The sequence below is a fragment of the Paenibacillus sp. RS8 genome (assembly GCF_041956825.1).
Lineage (GTDB): Bacteria > Bacillota > Bacilli > Paenibacillales > Paenibacillaceae > Paenibacillus_AQ.
Window position 1 is genome coordinate 120652 of the sequence record NZ_CP168131.1, and the last position, 17763, is coordinate 138414.

A 17763-nucleotide genomic window follows, 5' to 3' on the forward strand; every position below is an offset into this window, starting at 1 on the left:
AGGGCAATCTCCACGCTTATCGCGGAGATTGCCCTTCAAATAATATGATCTTACTTATAAATGTCTATCATATTTCCAGCTTCCACGCAGAGACGATCAAAGTCTTCGCGCTTGATCCGGATACCGCCACTACGGTAACGATTAAGCGTATCTTCCGCTTGTACTTCCGTACCGTTAACAGTAATCCGACTGTTGTCAGAGCCCGTAAGGTGATAAATAAATTCTACCTTAGTACCGGCATACTCAAAGCTAAAGTGCATTCCGTCCAGTGACTCCGGCAGAATTGGGTCGATGATTAAATCCCCGCCTTCCGTACGGATCCCCAGTGCATTGGAGATTAACTGGTTCATGTAGATCCCAGGACCGCTGGAATAGATTCTCCATCCGCCTTTGACCGCTACATCACCATTACGCAGCTTATCGAAATTCTCCTGTGCCTCATAACGGGTGTTAAATTTACCATCCGAGCTGCTGAAATAAGAGTTAGCCTGACGTAGTTCAGCGTTTGGCACCACGTCACGGATTCCGATCGGATTGATCGCCGCTAGGCCATTCCAGACCTGATCGGTTTTCCCTAGCTTAGCCATAGCTTCTACATAACGGATGTGTGCATGCACATATTGAAGTCCAATTTCCCGACCAAAGTTAGAAGCTTGCTCCGCACGTTTGAAATGAGTGCTAACGCCGCCAACGTATTGTGCTGGACGGTTCATCAGGCGAACGCCGTCTGGGCAGAACAATTTATCCTGGATCACTTCATAGTGCGCTTCAGCTTGTTCCGGTGTAAGCAGCTCACTGATCATACTGCGCGTCATTGGCAGCAGACGGTATTGAATTCCGGTTTCTGTATCGCTTGGATGTACCATAAGCTTCACCTGCTCAGGGTCCTCCATATACAGGAATCCAGGAATTACCTCAGATTGGAGCATATGAGTGTTGAAATCCTCACGGATTCCCTCTACCATCGCTTTCAGCTCTTCAGAACCTGCTGGATCAACTTTATGAAGCACTTCAGAGAACTGATTCAATGTCTGATACGTAAGCGCCACTGTCCAGCTACTCACCATGTACTGCTTCAGCTGTGGATTTGCCGGCTGGAGTGTATCATCCCAGTCTCCATCACCGTAAGAAGACAAATGCGTGTCATGCAGGAAGTGATTCTTAATATAAGCAACTTCCTTCCGTGCATGATCCAGCAGCGTCGCTTTTTCCTCTGTAAAATCAAAGCTATGCTTACGAGTGTACGGCACAGTCGCTTGCAAAATGCTGTAGTCTTGCGTTACTGCCAAATAGTCTCCAAGCACTTTGAGTGGCCATACAATAATATCTCCATGGCTCTCCTCTTGCTGAATCTTCGTATATTTATCAAACATGAACCATTGTGGCCAGTTACCGTCATCTTCATATTGATGAGCATACAGGGTAAGCAATATTTCACGAACTTGATCGTATTTTTGCGTAGCCATGAAGTATTCTACTGGTCCTTGACACACGTCACGGGTTCCCCAAGCAGCACCGCCATATTGTTCCAATCCGTGAGGGACTGAATAATGGACGAGCATATTATGGGTATACCACCAAGCCAGAGCATTTACCTTAAACAGCTCGCCTTCCGACCCATCACCTAACGTCAAACGGAAGCCATTCATAACCCCGCTATAGAACTCGCGGTATGCGGAAATCTCTTCTTCAGCTGTACGACTGCTCGATTGAATCTCCTTACCATCCAGAAGACCTTGAATGTTCAATGTCCACTCACTGCTCTCCGACAGTTCCAGAACTGCTAGCGGTGCATCGGTCTGCTCAGCATGAGAGACAAGTCTACCTTCATTTTGAAGAGTAAAATCTGCTCCCTGTACCTGGAATTTATATTGCAGATCAGGATATTCTCCTGCACTTAGTGCGCTTCTGTCAGCCGAGAAAGTTACGGTTCCCTCTTCTTGCTTGAATTGATATGGAAGCTCGTATTCGTTAACGTTCATTGTGATTTGGTTAGTGACTAGATAGCGATAAGCTTTTCCGCTTTCGGTACGCACATTCAGGAATATCTCCGGAGAATCTGCAGTAGTGTAGTTCGTAATAATGAAGCATTCGCCATCAGTTCTGTAATACCAACGGGCATAGTTGAAACCAACCTCGAATAGAGAAGGCATGGTCAACAGACGGTATTCACCATTCCACTGCACATAGATACGTTGTCCTGAAGCTTTCGGAATGTTAAGTGCATTTCTTGCATTGGTCATGAGTTTGTTGAAGTTAGTATTACCAATAACGATTTGAGAGTTAAATATTCCGTACATATAGGAAGTCGTAGTGATGACCTTATCGTTAAGTCGGGCATTATCCCCACTCATTAGAATATGTCCATGAGGGCGCTCTACCTTAAGTTCCTTCTCTTTCAATACAACATGCTCATAATTTTCCGTGAAGAAAGACAGAAGCTGGTCTCCCTCTTTCTCTTCTTGAAAACGAACCGGGAACAAGGCATCGATCTCTTCGCCCGTCAGAGAGTTTGCAGCCAGAGGCGCGCCCAGCTCTTTCGTTAGGAAAGAACGTTCGAGCGTTGCTTCAACTTCTAAAGGCAACTCTTTTACAGTTTCCCAAGCCGCAGTAACATCCTTCGCGAATTCTAACGAGGTGATCGCTTCTGGATGATCTTGCTTGAACAATCCATAAAATACAAATCGGGCTTCCCCGCTCAGCTTCACCCGCTCCGATTGCAGCGCAGTATAAGCGAATTCATATTGATAGATTTCATTACTTAATTGCTCATGACTCAGGCTTTCCGGTTGATTGGTCTCTTTATAAGACAATCCAAAGAATTGGAAACCATCCGTTGAGAAGCTTGCTGCTTTAGTGATTGCACCCTGTTGTAGATATGGAAATTTGCCACCTTGCGGTTGATTCTGTCTGGAGCATACTACATATCCCTTTGACTGATCCTCGAATACGGCATGATCAATATACTGTGACAGGTAGGCTTCATTACTGCGAACAGCACCGATATCGGCAATACCAACATCTTGTCCGTAAACGAGATCCACATCTGCGTCTTGCCCTGAAAGCTTCACATCCCAGAACCAAGCGCCTTGAGCCGTCGGAGTAAAAATAACCTGATACTCAATTTTTTCCGCAGTACCTTCCCAAACCAAGCGGTTCCCAGCCTTACGTACAGTACTTGAAGAATGAATGCCAAGCAAAGGAACAGCTTGAATGCTTCCATTACTATGAATGCGTAAATATAGATTGGATAAGGAGCCATCCACAATATTAGGCAGCAATTGATTGATCATTGTCCGTTCATGAAGAACTTGGAACAGGTCCCCGCTGTTTGTAAAAATGAATGATAAGTCCCCGGCGTTTAAATGGATGTTAGAATTCATAGTAGTAGTCATATTCTTGTATTTCCTCCATTTCGACAGCTAGTGCCGTTTATATTCTACATAATCTAATGCTAAGCGAAAATCTCGTTCTTTAACCTCTTGGCTATTTGGACCCACAAACAATTTGAATTGTCCAGGATCACTGCTAAAGCTTAAATCGCTATGATAGTAACGAAGCTGTTCTTCCGTAAGCGTAAAGCTCACTTCCTTGCTTTCTCCCGGGGAGAGACTGATCTTGACGAAGTCTTTCAGTTCCTTCATCGGTCTTACGACTTCTCCTGAAATGTCTCGAATGTAGAGTTGCACTACCTCTTCTCCATGCACATTGCCCGTATTTGTCACCGTAACAGTTACCTTAATAGGCTGATCCTTCGTCATTATTACTCCAGAAAGGATCGGTTCACTGTAGCTAAATGTCGTATAACTAAGACCAAAGCCAAATGGCAGGAACGGCTCATTAGGAATGTCCAGATATTGTGAGACATAACGTTTGTCCGCACCCGGTACATGTAGAGGACGTCCAGTGTTGAAATGATTGTAATAGACCGGAATTTGCCCAACAGATACAGGGAAAGACATCGTTAATCTTCCTGACGGATTCTCGTCACCATACAGTAGACTGGTAATCGCCGCGCCGCCCTCGCTTCCTGGGAACCAGGCTTCCAGAATAGCATCCGCGTTCTCGATCACACCGCTAAGATCCAGTGGGCGTCCGTTAAACAACACCACCACAACAGGCTTACCCAGCGTCTTCATACGTTGCAAAAGCTCACGCTGCGCTTCCGGCAAGCGGATATCTGAACGACTTCCAGCTTCTCCGCTCATATCTGAATGTTCTCCAAGTGCCAGCACAATCACATCGGCTTCCAGCGCTGCCGCTTTCGCCTCCAGCCATTGCTCTTCTGTAAAGCTCTCAATCCCGGAGCCTTCTGCAACGGTAACCTTACCTGCAGCTGCACGAGCTTCAAGAGCTGGAGCAAGACGGCTAGCTTCTTCTGTTGAACCCAACCAGGACCATGGTCCAAGAATATCTCCGTTATTAGCAAACGGTCCGATTAGCGCAATCCGCTGCTCTGTCGCAAGCGGCAGAACCTGATCATTCTTTAGTAGAACGCAGGATTTAACCGCTAATTCCCTCGCTGCTGTCCGGTGAGCCTCACAGAAAATTACCTCGCGCTCTTTCTCTATATCTGCCCCACGTAACGGATTCTCAAACAAGCCCAGTCTTTGCTTCAATTTCAAAATACGAAGTACGGCTTCATCAATGATACTTTCATCCACTTGCCCATCAGCTACAAGAGATGGCAATTGGTGAACATAACACTCTGTCATCATCTCAATATCCACGCTAGCCTTGATAGCTTTAAGCGCTGCTTCAGCCTCGTCCTCGGCGACACCATGCGGGATCAGTTCCTTCACCGCGCCCCAATCCGAGATCAACACACCGTCAAAGCCCCATTCCTCACGCAGCAGTTGACGAAGTAACTTAACATTCCCACTTATTGGAATACCGTCAATTGTGTTGAACGAAGTCATAACCATTTCTGCGCCCTCATCTAGTGCTGCACGATAAGCTGGCAGATAATATTCCCGTAGCTGACGTTCTGATAAATCAACCGTATTATAATCCCGTCCGCCTTCGGATAGACCATAGGCCGCAAAGTGCTTAACGCAAGCCGCCAGACGATTTACATCATCCGTCAAGTCATTCCCCTGAAATCCGCGTACAAATGCACAGGCAAACCTACCATTCAAATAAGGATCTTCACCAGTAGACTCCATCACTCGTCCCCAGCGCGGGTCTCGAACAAGGTCCGCCATAGGTGCAAAAGTGACGTGTACACCGGAGACTGCCGCTTCTTTAGCCGCAATCTCGGCGCTTAGCTCTGCTCGCTCCATATCCCAAGAGCAGCCAATCGCCAAGGGCACCGGAAAAATCGTCTTAAAGCCGTGCACGATATCCGCCATCATCAACAATGGAATACCCAATCTATTTTTACGTAAATGAGCTTCTTGGACGGCTATGACTTGCTCTGCGCCCGAAAGACCAAGTACTGAACCACTGTTCTCAATCATGTGATCTGTAATCCCCATGGATGCCATAGGACCAGTAATTTGGCCTCCTTCTTCCGCTCCTTCATAAAAATTTGCCGCAAGCTGCTGCAATTGTGCTATTTTCTCCTCAAGCGTCATCTGGTTTAGCAGCGACGTCAGTTGCTGGTCTTTCATCTCAAATCCTCCATAATATCTCTTTCTGTAATTGCTCATTATTCTTTGTTGTACAAGAAATCAAAAGTTGTCTTCAGATGTTCCTCCCAGAATCCCCATTCATGCGTTCCCGGGGTCTCAACATATTGAAAGGTATACGGACTCGCTTGCATATGAGAAGCAAATTCCCGGTTCATCTCCACAAATGGATCTTCCGAACCACAGCAAGTCAGAATCGAAGGCAACTTACGGTTATCGTTGACCAATTTAGCCGCTAAAGCATATAGGTCTTGATCCGGCTTAACTTGTAAGCGTTTTCCGAAAGTGCCTGCCATCTCCCTCGCCATATCCGGAGACATCTGCGGGTCTTTCAATCTTTTCTGAATATCTGTAACACCCGATAAAGAAACTACTTTGCTGTATCTTTCGGGATAGGTAAGCGCACATTTTAGGGCCCCATATCCGCCCATCGACAGACCGGCAACGTATGTCTTTTGCGGATCATCATCCAGTCTCATCATTCGGCCACAAAGCTCAGGAAGCTCATGCGTAACATAGTGGAAGTAAGTTAGTCCGTACTCCATATCTGTATAATAACTTCTGCCTACCTGAGGCATTATGACTGTGCAGCCATACTTGTTAGCATACTGCTCAATGGTAGTCAGCCGGTACCAAGTGCTAGCATTATCACCAGCACCATGCAACAGATAGAGCGTTCCTCCGGTGGTGTTGCCCGAATCGACAGGGGAGATTATACTGATGGACGTTGTCATTCTTAAGGTAGGAGAACCGGTCTCAACGGTTAGAAGTGCCATATGTCATCTCCTTACGGAACCTTTTTTAAAAAAATAAATAAGTGTATGCTTACGCTATAAATTATCCTTCTATTTCTAGCTCAAACGATTACCGTCCTTATAAGGACGCCAAAGGCGTTTATGCTTATTTATTAATCTTCTTACAAGATCCTCGCTTAACCAAAACAGACTCGAATACCACATGTTTGTTCTCCGATTGTCCCGAGATCAGATCAAACAGAATTTCAACACTGGCTTTCGCCATATCCACCCCAGGTTGGCTGATCGTATCCAGCGATGGGTGATAGTATTCTGCCATCTCTATACCGTCAAATCCGATGATCGAAATATCATTTGGAATCGATAGACCCAAAGACAATAAAGCTTTGGCAGCTCCGATAGCAATAGTATCTGATGCGGCAAACACAGCGGTGATGTCTTTTTTCTTATTGAGCAGTCTTTTCGTAGCCGTAAAGCCAGAACTTGGACTGTATTCACAATCCTCTACCAAGGAAGCATCATACTCAATCCCATGATCCTCAAGCGCCTTGATATAACCCATAAGACGACGGTTACCGGTAGTATGCTGAACCAAAGGAAATCTGGCCAAAAAGCAAATGTTCCGGTGTCCAAGTGAGATCAGATAGCTCACAGCTTTATAAGACTCTTGCATATCATCAATGATCACACTGGAGAATACGGCAGGATCAACATCCTTCGTAGTCGTGATGGTAGTCAAAACAAATGGGATTGGCAATTGTTTGAATTTTTCTTCAGAATGGTCATATGTACCACCCATAAAGATTACCCCGTACAAATTCTTTTCCTTTACGAGCTGAAGAGCAGCATTGATCTCATCCACACCATCTTCAACATGCTGGATCAGAAGCGGGCAGCCGCGCAGATTCACTTGACGCTCTACTTCTTTGATCATGTCTGCAAAAAACGGGTTTGCAATTCCCTTAACCATAAGCGCTATCGTATTAGAACGCGTTTTTTTCAGATTGCTCGCATTTCCATTTGGAATATAATTATGTTCTCTTACAACAGCCATTACTTTAGCTCTGGTTGCATCACTTACGACACCGGAGTTATTAATTACCCTGGAAACCGTGGCGATACCAACTCCTGATAGCCTTGCAATATCCTTGATATTCATAATTTCTCCTGTTTCACCCCTATAATGAGCTCCCCCTTCATCTGATAAAATCAGCTTAGTGGAAACCCCTGAAATGATGGGAAACGTTTCCCACGACATCATTTTGACTGTTTTCGTATTCAAATCGCTTAATATGTTCATTATGGACAGATATTTTTTAGAAGTCAACCTATGTTTTTTTGACAAAAACCAACTCGCGTTTCGAATTTATTTTAATTTTTCAAGGGATTTGGTGTTAATTACTAGTTTCCCCGCTTTAATTGACTTTAAAATAAGAATGGAATACCATCGATTTAGCTATTTAATATCTGTATAGAGGAAACGTTTCCACATTGTTTTCAATCATATCGACTACTAAATTATCTAATCTCAGCTTGGAATCTTAGAGAGAGAGGGCTACATTTTATGTTAAACATGACTCGCTTCGAAGCTCAGATCCGTGAACGTGGATTGAATGTGTTCAATGTTCGCGTGCTTCAAAATGGAACTCTAGTGGGCAAACTGGATCTCGCGGAGGATATTCGGCGCTTGCAGCATTCGGTCAGCAAATCTTTTACATGCATGGCGGTGGGACTGGCCATCGAAGAAGGGAAGCTAACACTAGATACAACATTAAAAGATGTGTTTCCGGATTACGCATTCACTCATAAGCAAGCCCTTCCCTCAATGCAGCCTGGTGAATTGACCTTGTTCGATTTACTGCGAATGAGCACAGGTCATGATTCCCCTCCATTTTGGGTTGAAGAGAGATTAGCATTGAAGGACGTAAACTGGATACAACATTATCTATCTCTGCCATTGGACAGAAGTCCCGGGGAACAGTTTACCTACAGCAGTGGGGATACCATTATGATCTCTGCAATGGTACAGGCCAGTGTCGGACAAACCGTAAAAGATTACCTCGTTCCCCGTCTCTTTGCCCCACTAGGCATTGAAAATGTCGATTGGGAAATGACCCCTCAAGGGATCACCCTAGGTTGTGCCGGTCTTCAGATTAACACGGAAGAATTAAGCCGATTTGGACAGCTTCTTTTGCAAAAAGGAGTATGGCAAGGGCAACAGCTTATTCCTGCAGCTTGGATCGATTTTGTCACGCAAAAGCAGATCGAGAATAATGGCGACGGTGATTGGGGCCAAGGGTACGGCTGTCAATTCTGGCTGTGCACACACGATGCTTATCGTGCTGATGGCGCTTACGGTCAATTCTGTATTGTTGCACCGGATGCTCAAGTAGTAATCGCTATTAACAGTATGGAAGATAATTTGCAAGCTATACTAGACACTGTCTGGGAGGAAATCTGGCCGCTTCTTTAGGTGGGTATATGTAAGATAGGCTTCACGCAGATTTTTTTTTCGTATATTTAGGCCAACCAGGATTATTGGGTTGGCCTTTTTGAGAGGAATTAGGGAAAAACTCCCTGTATTTAGCCGATAATTTCTAAAAATGAATAAAATGAAGGAAATCCTCCCTAATAATCGAGAGAATTTCTATATTCGCCAATGAATTAGCTAAATTACAGGGAGAATTTCCCTAATTGTTAGTTTATTGAGCAGAAATCTCTGGATTATAGGGAGATATTCCCTAATTATCTATTAGAGCTTCCTTTTCTTTGATGCAGGGTGCTCTGCACGCAAAAACAGCCTCCCCGATGGAAGGCTGTTACTCGTCCCGAGCGGGATGCAGCCCTTTCGGGCTGACTGCGAAGCTATTTCCATCGATGCTTTTGCTCCGGCGAATCACCCGGGCTTCTCTTTCCCTGCACGCAAAAACAGCCTCCCCGAAGGAAGGCTGTTACTCGCCCCGAGCAGGATGCAGCCCTTTCGGGCTGACTGCGAAGCTGATCCTATCGATGCTTATGCTCCGACGAACCACCCGGGCTTCTCTTTCCCTGCACGCAAAAACAGCCTTCCCGATGGAAGGCTGTTACTTGCCCCGAGCGGGATGCAGCCCTTTCGGGCTGACTGCGAAGCTATTTCTATCGATGCTTATGCTCCGACGAACCACCCGGGCTTCTCTTTCCCTGCACGCAAAAACAGCCTTCCCGATGGAAGGCTGTTACTTGACGTCCCGGAAGGGATTCGAACCCCTGACCGTGCGCTTAGAAGGCGCATGCTCTATCCAGCTGAGCTACCGGGACATATAAGAAATAATGATATGTATTGACGCAACGATACTTATTATACCGTATTCAGCAGATTTTTCAAGATCAAATATTTTGGAAAATAAGTCATCTTCATCCTGTTTTATTAATTACGAGGGTACCAAGCTATTTTCATGGCTCAAGGATACCCTCGTTTCTACTCTACTCCAAATTCCGAAAATGCTGCTCCAGCTGCTTTTTTAAATCTCCGTATGTCATTAATTCTCTCTGAAATTTGGAACGTTCATCTTCTGGCGACATAATCATACTGCCTGTAAACGCGCTCGAAGTCACATCTTTAAAAGCGTCATGCATATTGTTATCAAACCAATCGGTAGAAGTATCCGCATCGTTAGTGAGAATACGGACAATCTCGTATCCTTCCTCGCGCTGATCTTCTACGATATACACCAAAAGCGCAGGATCACTAACAGCACCTGGCAGCACCCCTACTTCTGCACAAGGTGCACCGTCATACTCCATCATTCTGCGAATCTTGGCATCTTTAATATAATACACCTGTCATCCTTCCCTCCTGGCAAATTCCTCTCTCCCCTAGTGTTCGGATAAGGACATACATTTTATGCCTTCCTTCGGCATATATCTGTATTACTTGGCAAAAAAGTAAGGACAACAATCGCACAATAAGAGAGGATGAACCATCATGTGCGGAATAACCGGATTTATCCAGTGGCGCGGAGATCTCACGCAGCACTCGCAGTTGCTGGTCAAAATGACTGAAACTTTAGCAAACCGCGGACCCGATGCAGCTGGAACTTGGATTTCAGGCCCCTGCGCATTCGGTCACCGCAGACTTAGCGTTATCGATCCAGAGAACGGCGCGCAGCCTATGATCACCCGCCATGAGGAACAGGTATATGCGATTGTGTACAACGGCGAATTATATAACGCACCCGAGCTCAAACAAGAGCTTAAGCAGCGTGGGCATCAATTCCGTACCCAATGTGACACCGAGGTTCTGCTGCATGCCTATATCGAATGGGGGCCGGATTGCGCAGAGAAGCTCAATGGAATCTTTGCCTTTGCGGTGTGGGACGGTCTTCGAGATCAGGTCTTTTTTGCACGTGACCGCTTAGGTGTGAAGCCCCTGTTCTATAGTAAGGTGGATGATGTCTTAGTTTTTGGCTCAGAGCCTAAGGCGCTCCTGCAGCACCCCAAGGTACAGCCTGTCGTAGGTCCCGAAGGACTAGCAGAAATCTTTATTGTCGGCCCAGCCCGTACTCCCGGACACGGTGTATATAAGGATATGCAGGAACTTCGTCCGGGGCATGCCATGATCTATAGTCGCGAAGGTCTGCGCAGTTATGCTTATTGGAAGCTGGAAAGCGCAAAACACACTGACAATGAAACAGAGACAGCCGCTAAGGTGCGTGAACTGCTGCAGGATACGCTTGAACGTCAGCTGGTTTCAGATGTTCCTGTTTGCTCCCTCTTGTCGGGAGGGCTGGATTCCAGTGCGCTAACAGCACTTGCAGTCGATTACTACAACCGAAACGGTCAGGGACGAGTGGATACGTATTCCGTCGATTATGTCGATAACGACAAGCACTTTAAGAGTCATACTTTTCAGCCCGGAGCAGATGGACCGTGGATTAAGCGAATGGTCGATGAATTAAATACAAACCATCACTATATCTCATTTGATACGCCGGAGCTTGTAGAAGCACTTGATAATGCCCTGTACACACGCGATTTACCGGGGATGACCGATGTGGACTCTTCTTTATATTTATTTTGCCGCGAGATTAAAAAGAATGCTACTGTAGCCATTTCCGGTGAAGCTGCCGATGAGATTTTTGGCGGATATCCTTGGTTCCATCGGGAGGAGATGCTCTCCTCAGGTACTTTCCCTTGGTCAGTTGCCCCTAAAATGCGCGCAAGTCTATTATCCCCTGAAGTCAATGAATGGATTCGGCCGCTGGAATATTTGGGTGACAGATACAGCGATGCAGTAGCAGAAGTCCCAAAATTAGATGGGGAGACAGGTAAACAAGCACAAATGCGCGTAATGTCCTATCTAAACATCACCCGATTCATGCCTACTCTGCTGGACCGTAAGGACCGAATGAGTATGGGCGCCGGACTAGAGGTACGTGTTCCTTATTGTGATCATCGCCTCGTTCAATATGTTTTTAATATTCCTTGGGAAATCAAGAACTTGAATGGTCGTGAAAAAGGGATTTTGCGCAAGGCACTTGAAGGCATTCTTCCCGACGATGTGCTATATCGTAAAAAAAGTCCTTACCCGAAAACCCACAATCCAACCTATTTAAATGCAGTACGAACACAAGTATTGAACATTCTAGATGACTCCACTTCCCCTATACTCCCTTTAATTGATGCTGCCAAAATCCGTGAGATCGCCGCTTCCCCAGAATCCTCTACCAATCTCCCTTGGTTCGGTCAGCTCATGTCCGGTCCTCAGCTGTTTGCGTATCTGGCGCAAGTAGATCTCTGGCTGCGAAAATATAACGTCTCCATCCAATAGGCACTTAGAAAAATAAGAGGTAAACGACAAACCAAACAGCAAGTCTCCTTATCCGGTGACTTGCTGTTTGGTTTATTTTCGCATTTTTTAAAAATTAAAATTATCAGGATCCGGACCAAACCGGTGATCTTGGTTCAGATCTTCGATGGCCTTGACGTCCTCATCGCTTAGCGTGAAGTCAAAGAATCCTGCATTCTCCTTGATTCGATCGGCATTCACCGATTTTGGAATCGTAATGACGCCTTGCTGTAAATCCCAACGAAGCACAATTTGTGCGGGGGTTTTACCATACTTTTCAGCCAGCTCGTTGAGGAGGGGGAGATCAAGATTCCCTTGCATTAGCGGACTCCAAGCCTCAAGCTGAATGCCCTGCTCATTGGCATACTTCAGCAGCTCGCGCTGAGTTAACAGCGGATGGAATTCCACCTGATTCACCACTGGCACTATTCCCGTATCCTCGATGATATCCTTCAGATGATGAATCTGAAAATTGCTCACACCGATGGACTTGATGAGGCCCTCTTTTTGCAAATGAATCAGAGCTTTCCATGTCTCCCGATACTTCCCTGCCACCGGCCAGTGTATAAGATACAAATCTATATAGTCCAGCCCCAGCTTACGCCGGCTAACCTCGAATGCTTTCAGTGTTGATTCATAGCCTTGATCAGGGTTGCGTACTTTCGTCGTAATAAACAGTTCATCACGGGCCACTCCACATTCACGAATAGCTTGTCCAACGCCATCTTCGTTATTATAACCAGCAGCCGTATCAATACTGCGATATCCTAATTCTATTGCGGTTTTGACCGCATGAATAACCTCTTCGCCATCCTTAGTCTTATACACGCCAAGACCCAACCACGGCATGGTCACTCCATCATTTAAAGTGGGTCCACCCGAGAACGGTGCGTTCAATTCACTCATCGTTTAGCCCTCCAAGTATATTATTATTTCGTTAATCTTACTTAACCTAATTTTAAACTTCAGAAGCAAGCGCTGCCACAAGAGTATAGCAGACTGCTTCATCATTCCCAATATTCTAATAAAAAAACGGAGGCCTAAGCCCCCGCTCCTTTTTACTTCTCTATTAATTTAAAATCATCGAAATGGAATTCTGGAGAAACAATACAGGATACTAGCGTCGGCTCTTTGCCTAACGTGCGAGCTGCCTGCCATACGCCTGCTGGAACGACAACCTGAGGCTGTTGACCTGCTGCAATATCGAGACCCAGAATAACTTCCTGCACATCCTCAGGCTTATCTCCACTACCTCCGAGACTAAGCACTATAGGACTACCGGAATGCCATAACCAGACTTCATCGGACAATACAGTATGCCAGTCAGATTGTTCGCCCTCGTGAAGCAGAAAATAAATTGAAGAGGCCGAATGACGCGATCCGGAGTAGCTATCGCCGAGCACTTCTTGCGATATTTCAAATTCGGAGTTCCAAAGTCTTTTGTACCAACCGCCCTCAACGTGAGGCTGTAGTCCGAGCAGTTCAACTAGCGGTGAGATTTCTTTTTGTGTCACGGTAGCTTCTCTCCTTCAAAGTTTGCATAAGCAACAATAGCTTCGTATGCATAAGGTTGTTTTTGCTTTTTACTTTAACGGAAGAAGCCCGAATTGTAAAATCTATTTACTGTCCTTACTCGCTTTGAATACTTCAGCAATCGCGCCAAGACTTCCCAGCGTTTCAACAGCACTTGTTGGCAAGAACACTTTATTCGCAGGACCTTTGGCGATTTCAGCCAGAGCCTCGAAGGAGCGATAAGCGAGCACCTGCTCATCCAGACCTGCTGAGCGAATCAGCTCAATGCGTGATTTTTCCGCTTCAGCCACCGCTTGAATCGCTTTCGCTTCACCATGAGCTTCCAGCTCCTGAGCTTGCCGTGAACCCTCTGCTTGACGGATTCGTGCTTCCTTGTCGCCTTCCGCTTTCAGAATCTTGCTCTGCTTATCCCCTTCAGCACGCAGGATCATATCCTGCTTGGCAGCTTCCGCTTCCAAAACAATCGCCCGTTTGCTCCGCTCTGCTTTCATTTGCTTATCCATCGCTTCTTGAATATCCAGCGGTGGCTTGATATCGATAACTTCCACACGCTCGATCCGCACGCCCCACTTCTCAGTAGCCTCATCAAGCGCCAAGCGAATATCAGTCGAGATTTTTTCACGCCCTGACAGCGTTTCATCCAATTCAAGCTTACCGATAATTTGCCGCATCGTTGCCGTCGAGATGTTTCTTACCCCATATACATAATCGGAAATTCCATAAGTTGCTTCCTCTGGTCCGACGACCTGATAGAAAATAATTGTGTCGATCTGCACCTGCACGTTATCCTTCGTGATTACCGTTTGCGGAGGTACGTTCGCTTGTTGAATCCGCAGGTCATGGTACGTACGCACCTGATCAATTACGGGAATCAGAATGTTCAGACCCGGTGTCAGCAGTCGATTGAATTTACCCAGACGTTCCACTACGCCTACCCGCTGTTGTGGTACGATTTTGACCGTTAATGCCACAAACACTACGACTACCACCAGAATAATTGTAATTATTGCCCATTCCATTAGTTCATGTCCCCCCATCGTTCTACCTCAATAATCGTCGTGCCTCTCTTCACTACTCTTACCACTTCATCCTTACCCAGTGACTCGTCAGAGCTCGCGCTCCACGTATCTCCGCCTACCTTCACTTGCCCGTAGCGCCCCTGCTCAATCGGCTCAATGACGACACCTTGCCTGCCGACGATTTCCGTACCTGTATCCTTGAATCCACGAGAACTACGAAATTTAGAAACCAGTGGTTTCGAGAATAAGGTCAAACCAAGCGCGACCAGTGAGCCGACCACCACCTGAAGCAAAATAGAATCGGGAACGAATAACGACACCACGCCTCCAGCCAACGCACCAATACTAAGCCATAGCAGATAAAAAGTAAGCGTCATCATCTCTACAACAAACAGGACACCGGCTGCGATCAACCAAAACACAACCATCGGTGAACCCACCACCTTCCGTATGATACTACTATAACGAAAAGAAACAGCGATGCGTTGCGTAATTCCGTAAAATAATTGCAGGCATGTATATAATTTATATTCATTACATCTGAGGTTATGTGTTCTGCATGAGTTTCCTGAAAAAGAGGACAGGCACCTTTTCTATCAAAGTTCCCCTCATTAAGCACCCAATAATTATAAAAATGTCCCCCTACATTACCGAATTTTATCCCTAGCTTAATCGCTCTCTATGCTTGAAAATAAGAAATGCCTCCACCCATATATATGAAATTAATCCTAATAATTCAACTCCCAACCAACTCTTCTACCCATCTTACCCTCTACCAGCATTGTTATATCTACAAGTTTATCAGAAAAGGAATTCTTAGAACAGCAATTTAGAAAGCGCTTACTTGTTGTGTGATGCTTCATGAGGACGCTATTTTTTTGCTGCTAAATCTATGAATTGGATGTCGGTAGAATGAGAGATACGCACAGGTGAAGGTACAGGTCCACTTTAAACTACGGGAGGTGAACATCGGGATTTCTTGCCGAAAAGATTTCGAACTACACATTAAACCTCGGAGGTAGAAAATCAATGATATTCATGAAAAAAAGTTCACGTAAAACCTTTGCGATCGCGATGATCGCCGCGCTTGTTCTGACCCTTTTTTCAGCCCTAGGTAGTAGTGCTAAAACGGCCAACGCTGCAGAGGATTATAAACTGGTTGGTTATTACGCTTCTTGGGCCGCTTATGGGCGGGCTTACAATGTATCCGATATTGATCCTACCAAAATGAATGTCATTAACTACGCCTTCGCAGATATTTGTTGGAATGGCATTCACGGCAACCCCGACCCAACTGGCCCAAATCCAGTAACCTGGAGCTGTCAAAATGAACAAGCACAGCCCATTAACGTTCCGAACGGTACAATTGTGCTCGGTGACCCGTGGATTGATACCGGTAAGAGCTTTGGGGATGACAAATGGGATGACCCCATCAAAGGTAACCTGAAGCAGCTGTGGAAGCTAAAAGAAAAGAACCCGAACCTGAAGACGTTGATCTCCGTCGGAGGCTGGACCTGGTCGAACAGATTCTCTGATGTGGCGGCTACGGCTGCAACCCGTGAGGTTTTTGCCAACTCAGCGGTAGACTTCATTCGTAAATATAAAATGGACGGTGTCGATCTCGACTGGGAGTACCCAGTTAGCGGTGGGCTCGCAGGCAACAGCTACCGTCCCGAAGACAAGGAGAACTATGTCCTTCTTCTGCAAAAAATCCGCGAGAAGCTAAATGCTGCCGGTCAGACCGACGGCAAAACCTACCTACTGACCATTGCTTCCGGCGCAGGCCCGACATACGTGAATAACAATAATCTTGCAGGTATTGCTTCCGTTGTCGATTGGATCAATATTATGACCTATGACTTCAACGGAAGCTGGAATAAGACTACAGGTCACAATGCTCCATTGTACTATGACCCTGCCGCTTCTGCATCAGGCCTAACCGAACCACAAAACTTCAACATCGACAAAGCGGTAACCAGCTATTTAGCTAATGGCGTACCCGCGAACAAGTTAGTGCTTGGCATGGGATTCTATGGCCGTGGTTGGGGCGGCGCTCCTGCAGCAGGAAATGGCCAATATCAATTGTCTGCTGGCATTTCGTCCACGGGTACATGGGAGAAAGGCAGTTATGATTTCTACGACCTCGAAGCTAATTATATTAACAAAAACGGCTATACCCGTTATTGGAATGATGTTTCTAAAGTGCCCTATCTCTATAATCCAACGAACCAAACCTATATCAGTTATGACGACGTAGAATCCTTTGGCCATAAAATCAGTTATCTCAAATCAAAAGGCCTAGCAGGCGCCATGTTCTGGGAGACAAGCGGTGACAGGAACAAAACGCTGACCAACAAACTAAACGCCGATCTTGGCGGCGGAGTAGTGCAACCGACTCCGACTCCATCGGCTACTCCAACCACTACGCCAACGCCAACACCTACGGCTACTCCAACCACCACACCGACACCGACGGTAACCCCAACGCCGACGGCTACTCCGGGTCAATGTGCAGCGGCATGGAACCAGACAGCTGTATATACTGGCGGTCAGCAAGTTTCTTACAATGGTTCAGTCTATGAAGCTAAATGGTGGACTCAAGGCGATCGTCCCGACCTTAGCGGTGCTACCGGAGTCTGGAAATTCATCAACGTATGCGGGACAGCAACTCCGGCTCCGACGGCAACAGTGGCACCAACCGCAACTCCCACACCAACGACCACTGTAACACCGACAGCAGCTCCAACACCAACTGCCACTGTAACACCGACAGCAACTCCGGCACCAACCGCAACTGTAGCACCGACCCCTGGGAGTTCTAGCTGGATTGCAGGAATCGCTTACAAAATGGGTGATATTGTTAGCTACAACGCCAAAACGTATACTTGCCTCCAGCCCCATACTTCACTTCAAGGCTGGGAACCGGCGACCACACCCGCACTCTGGAAGCTGAATTAAGACTCATTATTAACGCGAAAGGATCACCGTTTCTATCTACT

The 17763-nt window shown here is 46.2% G+C and carries 12 protein-coding genes and 1 tRNA gene; 3 read left to right on the forward strand and 10 right to left on the reverse strand.

Translation table 11 applies throughout. The features are described 5' to 3' along the window. Window positions 1-50 precede the first annotated feature (50 nt). The 4 genes from ACDZ28_RS01650 to ACDZ28_RS01665 form a co-directional block, all read right to left on the reverse strand. A complete protein-coding gene (locus ACDZ28_RS01650; RefSeq protein ID WP_375103880.1) occupies window positions 51-3395 on the reverse strand; it encodes a GH36-type glycosyl hydrolase domain-containing protein in 3345 nt (1114 codons plus the stop codon). A gap of 27 nt (window positions 3396-3422) precedes the next feature. Beyond that, entirely contained in the window at window positions 3423-5612 is a 2190-nt protein-coding gene (gene bglX, locus ACDZ28_RS01655) for a beta-glucosidase BglX (RefSeq protein ID WP_042130683.1), read from the reverse strand. 38 nt (window positions 5613-5650) lie between these two features. Next, window positions 5651-6406 carry an alpha/beta hydrolase gene (locus tag ACDZ28_RS01660; RefSeq protein WP_375103881.1) on the reverse strand — a complete coding sequence of 252 codons (756 nt, stop codon included), beginning with the start codon at window positions 6404-6406 and terminating at the stop codon, window positions 5651-5653. Window positions 6407-6530: 124 nt separating this feature from the next. Next, entirely contained in the window at window positions 6531-7544 is a 1014-nt protein-coding gene (locus tag ACDZ28_RS01665) for a LacI family DNA-binding transcriptional regulator (RefSeq protein ID WP_076120813.1), read from the reverse strand. Between the two features lie 405 nt (window positions 7545-7949). Between ACDZ28_RS01665 and ACDZ28_RS01670 the strand changes: the two genes are divergently transcribed. Beyond that, the gene (locus tag ACDZ28_RS01670) at window positions 7950-8858 is read left to right on the forward strand and encodes a serine hydrolase (protein ID WP_042130687.1); all 909 of its coding nucleotides are present in this window, start codon (window positions 7950-7952) and stop codon (window positions 8856-8858) included. Between the two features lie 750 nt (window positions 8859-9608). Here ACDZ28_RS01670 and ACDZ28_RS01675 read toward each other — a convergent pair. Beyond that, window positions 9609-9682 (reverse strand) — tRNA-Arg (locus tag ACDZ28_RS01675). 165 nt (window positions 9683-9847) lie between these two features. Beyond that, complete coding sequence (locus ACDZ28_RS01680; RefSeq protein ID WP_042130688.1) at window positions 9848-10204, reverse strand: hypothetical protein; 357 nt, start codon at window positions 10202-10204, stop codon at window positions 9848-9850. 145 nt (window positions 10205-10349) lie between these two features. Here ACDZ28_RS01680 and asnB point away from each other — a divergent pair, with 145 nt between their 5' ends. Continuing rightward, entirely contained in the window at window positions 10350-12194 is a 1845-nt protein-coding gene (gene asnB, locus ACDZ28_RS01685) for an asparagine synthase (glutamine-hydrolyzing) (protein WP_042130690.1), read from the forward strand. An 87-nt stretch (window positions 12195-12281) separates the two neighbouring features. On the opposite strand, the gene ACDZ28_RS01690 is transcribed toward asnB, so the two are convergent. From ACDZ28_RS01690 to ACDZ28_RS01705, 4 genes are all read right to left on the reverse strand, one after another. Further along, window positions 12282-13118: an aldo/keto reductase gene (locus tag ACDZ28_RS01690; RefSeq protein WP_076120772.1), complete on the reverse strand. Its 837-nt coding sequence runs from the start codon at window positions 13116-13118 to the stop codon at window positions 12282-12284. Window positions 13119-13270: 152 nt separating this feature from the next. Beyond that, window positions 13271-13726, reverse strand: coding sequence for a cupin domain-containing protein (locus ACDZ28_RS01695; protein WP_042130702.1), 456 nt, complete (start codon window positions 13724-13726; stop codon window positions 13271-13273). A 102-nt stretch (window positions 13727-13828) separates the two neighbouring features. Continuing rightward, complete coding sequence (locus ACDZ28_RS01700) at window positions 13829-14764, reverse strand: SPFH domain-containing protein (RefSeq protein WP_042130704.1); 936 nt, start codon at window positions 14762-14764, stop codon at window positions 13829-13831. Continuing rightward, a complete protein-coding gene (locus ACDZ28_RS01705; protein WP_042130705.1) occupies window positions 14764-15192 on the reverse strand; it encodes an NfeD family protein in 429 nt (142 codons plus the stop codon). Before ACDZ28_RS01705 ends, ACDZ28_RS01700 begins: the two co-directional genes overlap by 1 nt. 601 nt (window positions 15193-15793) lie before the next feature. On the opposite strand from ACDZ28_RS01705, the gene ACDZ28_RS01710 reads away from it, so the two are divergent. Further along, the gene (locus tag ACDZ28_RS01710; RefSeq protein WP_375103882.1) at window positions 15794-17722 is read left to right on the forward strand and encodes a glycosyl hydrolase family 18 protein; all 1929 of its coding nucleotides are present in this window, start codon (window positions 15794-15796) and stop codon (window positions 17720-17722) included. Window positions 17723-17763: the final 41 nt, after the last annotated feature.

Coding starts and splice junctions, on each gene's coding strand:
- ACDZ28_RS01650 (WP_375103880.1), bottom strand. CDS start 3,395: ATGACTACTACTATGAATTCTAACATCCATTTAAACGCCGGGGACTTA.
- bglX (WP_042130683.1), bottom strand. CDS start 5,612: ATGAAAGACCAGCAACTGACGTCGCTGCTAAACCAGATGACGCTTGAG.
- ACDZ28_RS01660 (WP_375103881.1), bottom strand. CDS start 6,406: ATGGCACTTCTAACCGTTGAGACCGGTTCTCCTACCTTAAGAATGACA.
- ACDZ28_RS01665 (WP_076120813.1), bottom strand. CDS start 7,544: ATGAATATCAAGGATATTGCAAGGCTATCAGGAGTTGGTATCGCCACG.
- ACDZ28_RS01670 (WP_042130687.1), top strand. CDS start 7,950: ATGTTAAACATGACTCGCTTCGAAGCTCAGATCCGTGAACGTGGATTG.
- asnB (WP_042130690.1), top strand. CDS start 10,350: ATGTGCGGAATAACCGGATTTATCCAGTGGCGCGGAGATCTCACGCAG.
- ACDZ28_RS01690 (WP_076120772.1), bottom strand. CDS start 13,118: ATGAGTGAATTGAACGCACCGTTCTCGGGTGGACCCACTTTAAATGAT.
- ACDZ28_RS01700 (WP_042130704.1), bottom strand. CDS start 14,764: ATGGAATGGGCAATAATTACAATTATTCTGGTGGTAGTCGTAGTGTTT.
- ACDZ28_RS01705 (WP_042130705.1), bottom strand. CDS start 15,192: ATGGTTGTGTTTTGGTTGATCGCAGCCGGTGTCCTGTTTGTTGTAGAG.
- ACDZ28_RS01710 (WP_375103882.1), top strand. CDS start 15,794: ATGATATTCATGAAAAAAAGTTCACGTAAAACCTTTGCGATCGCGATG.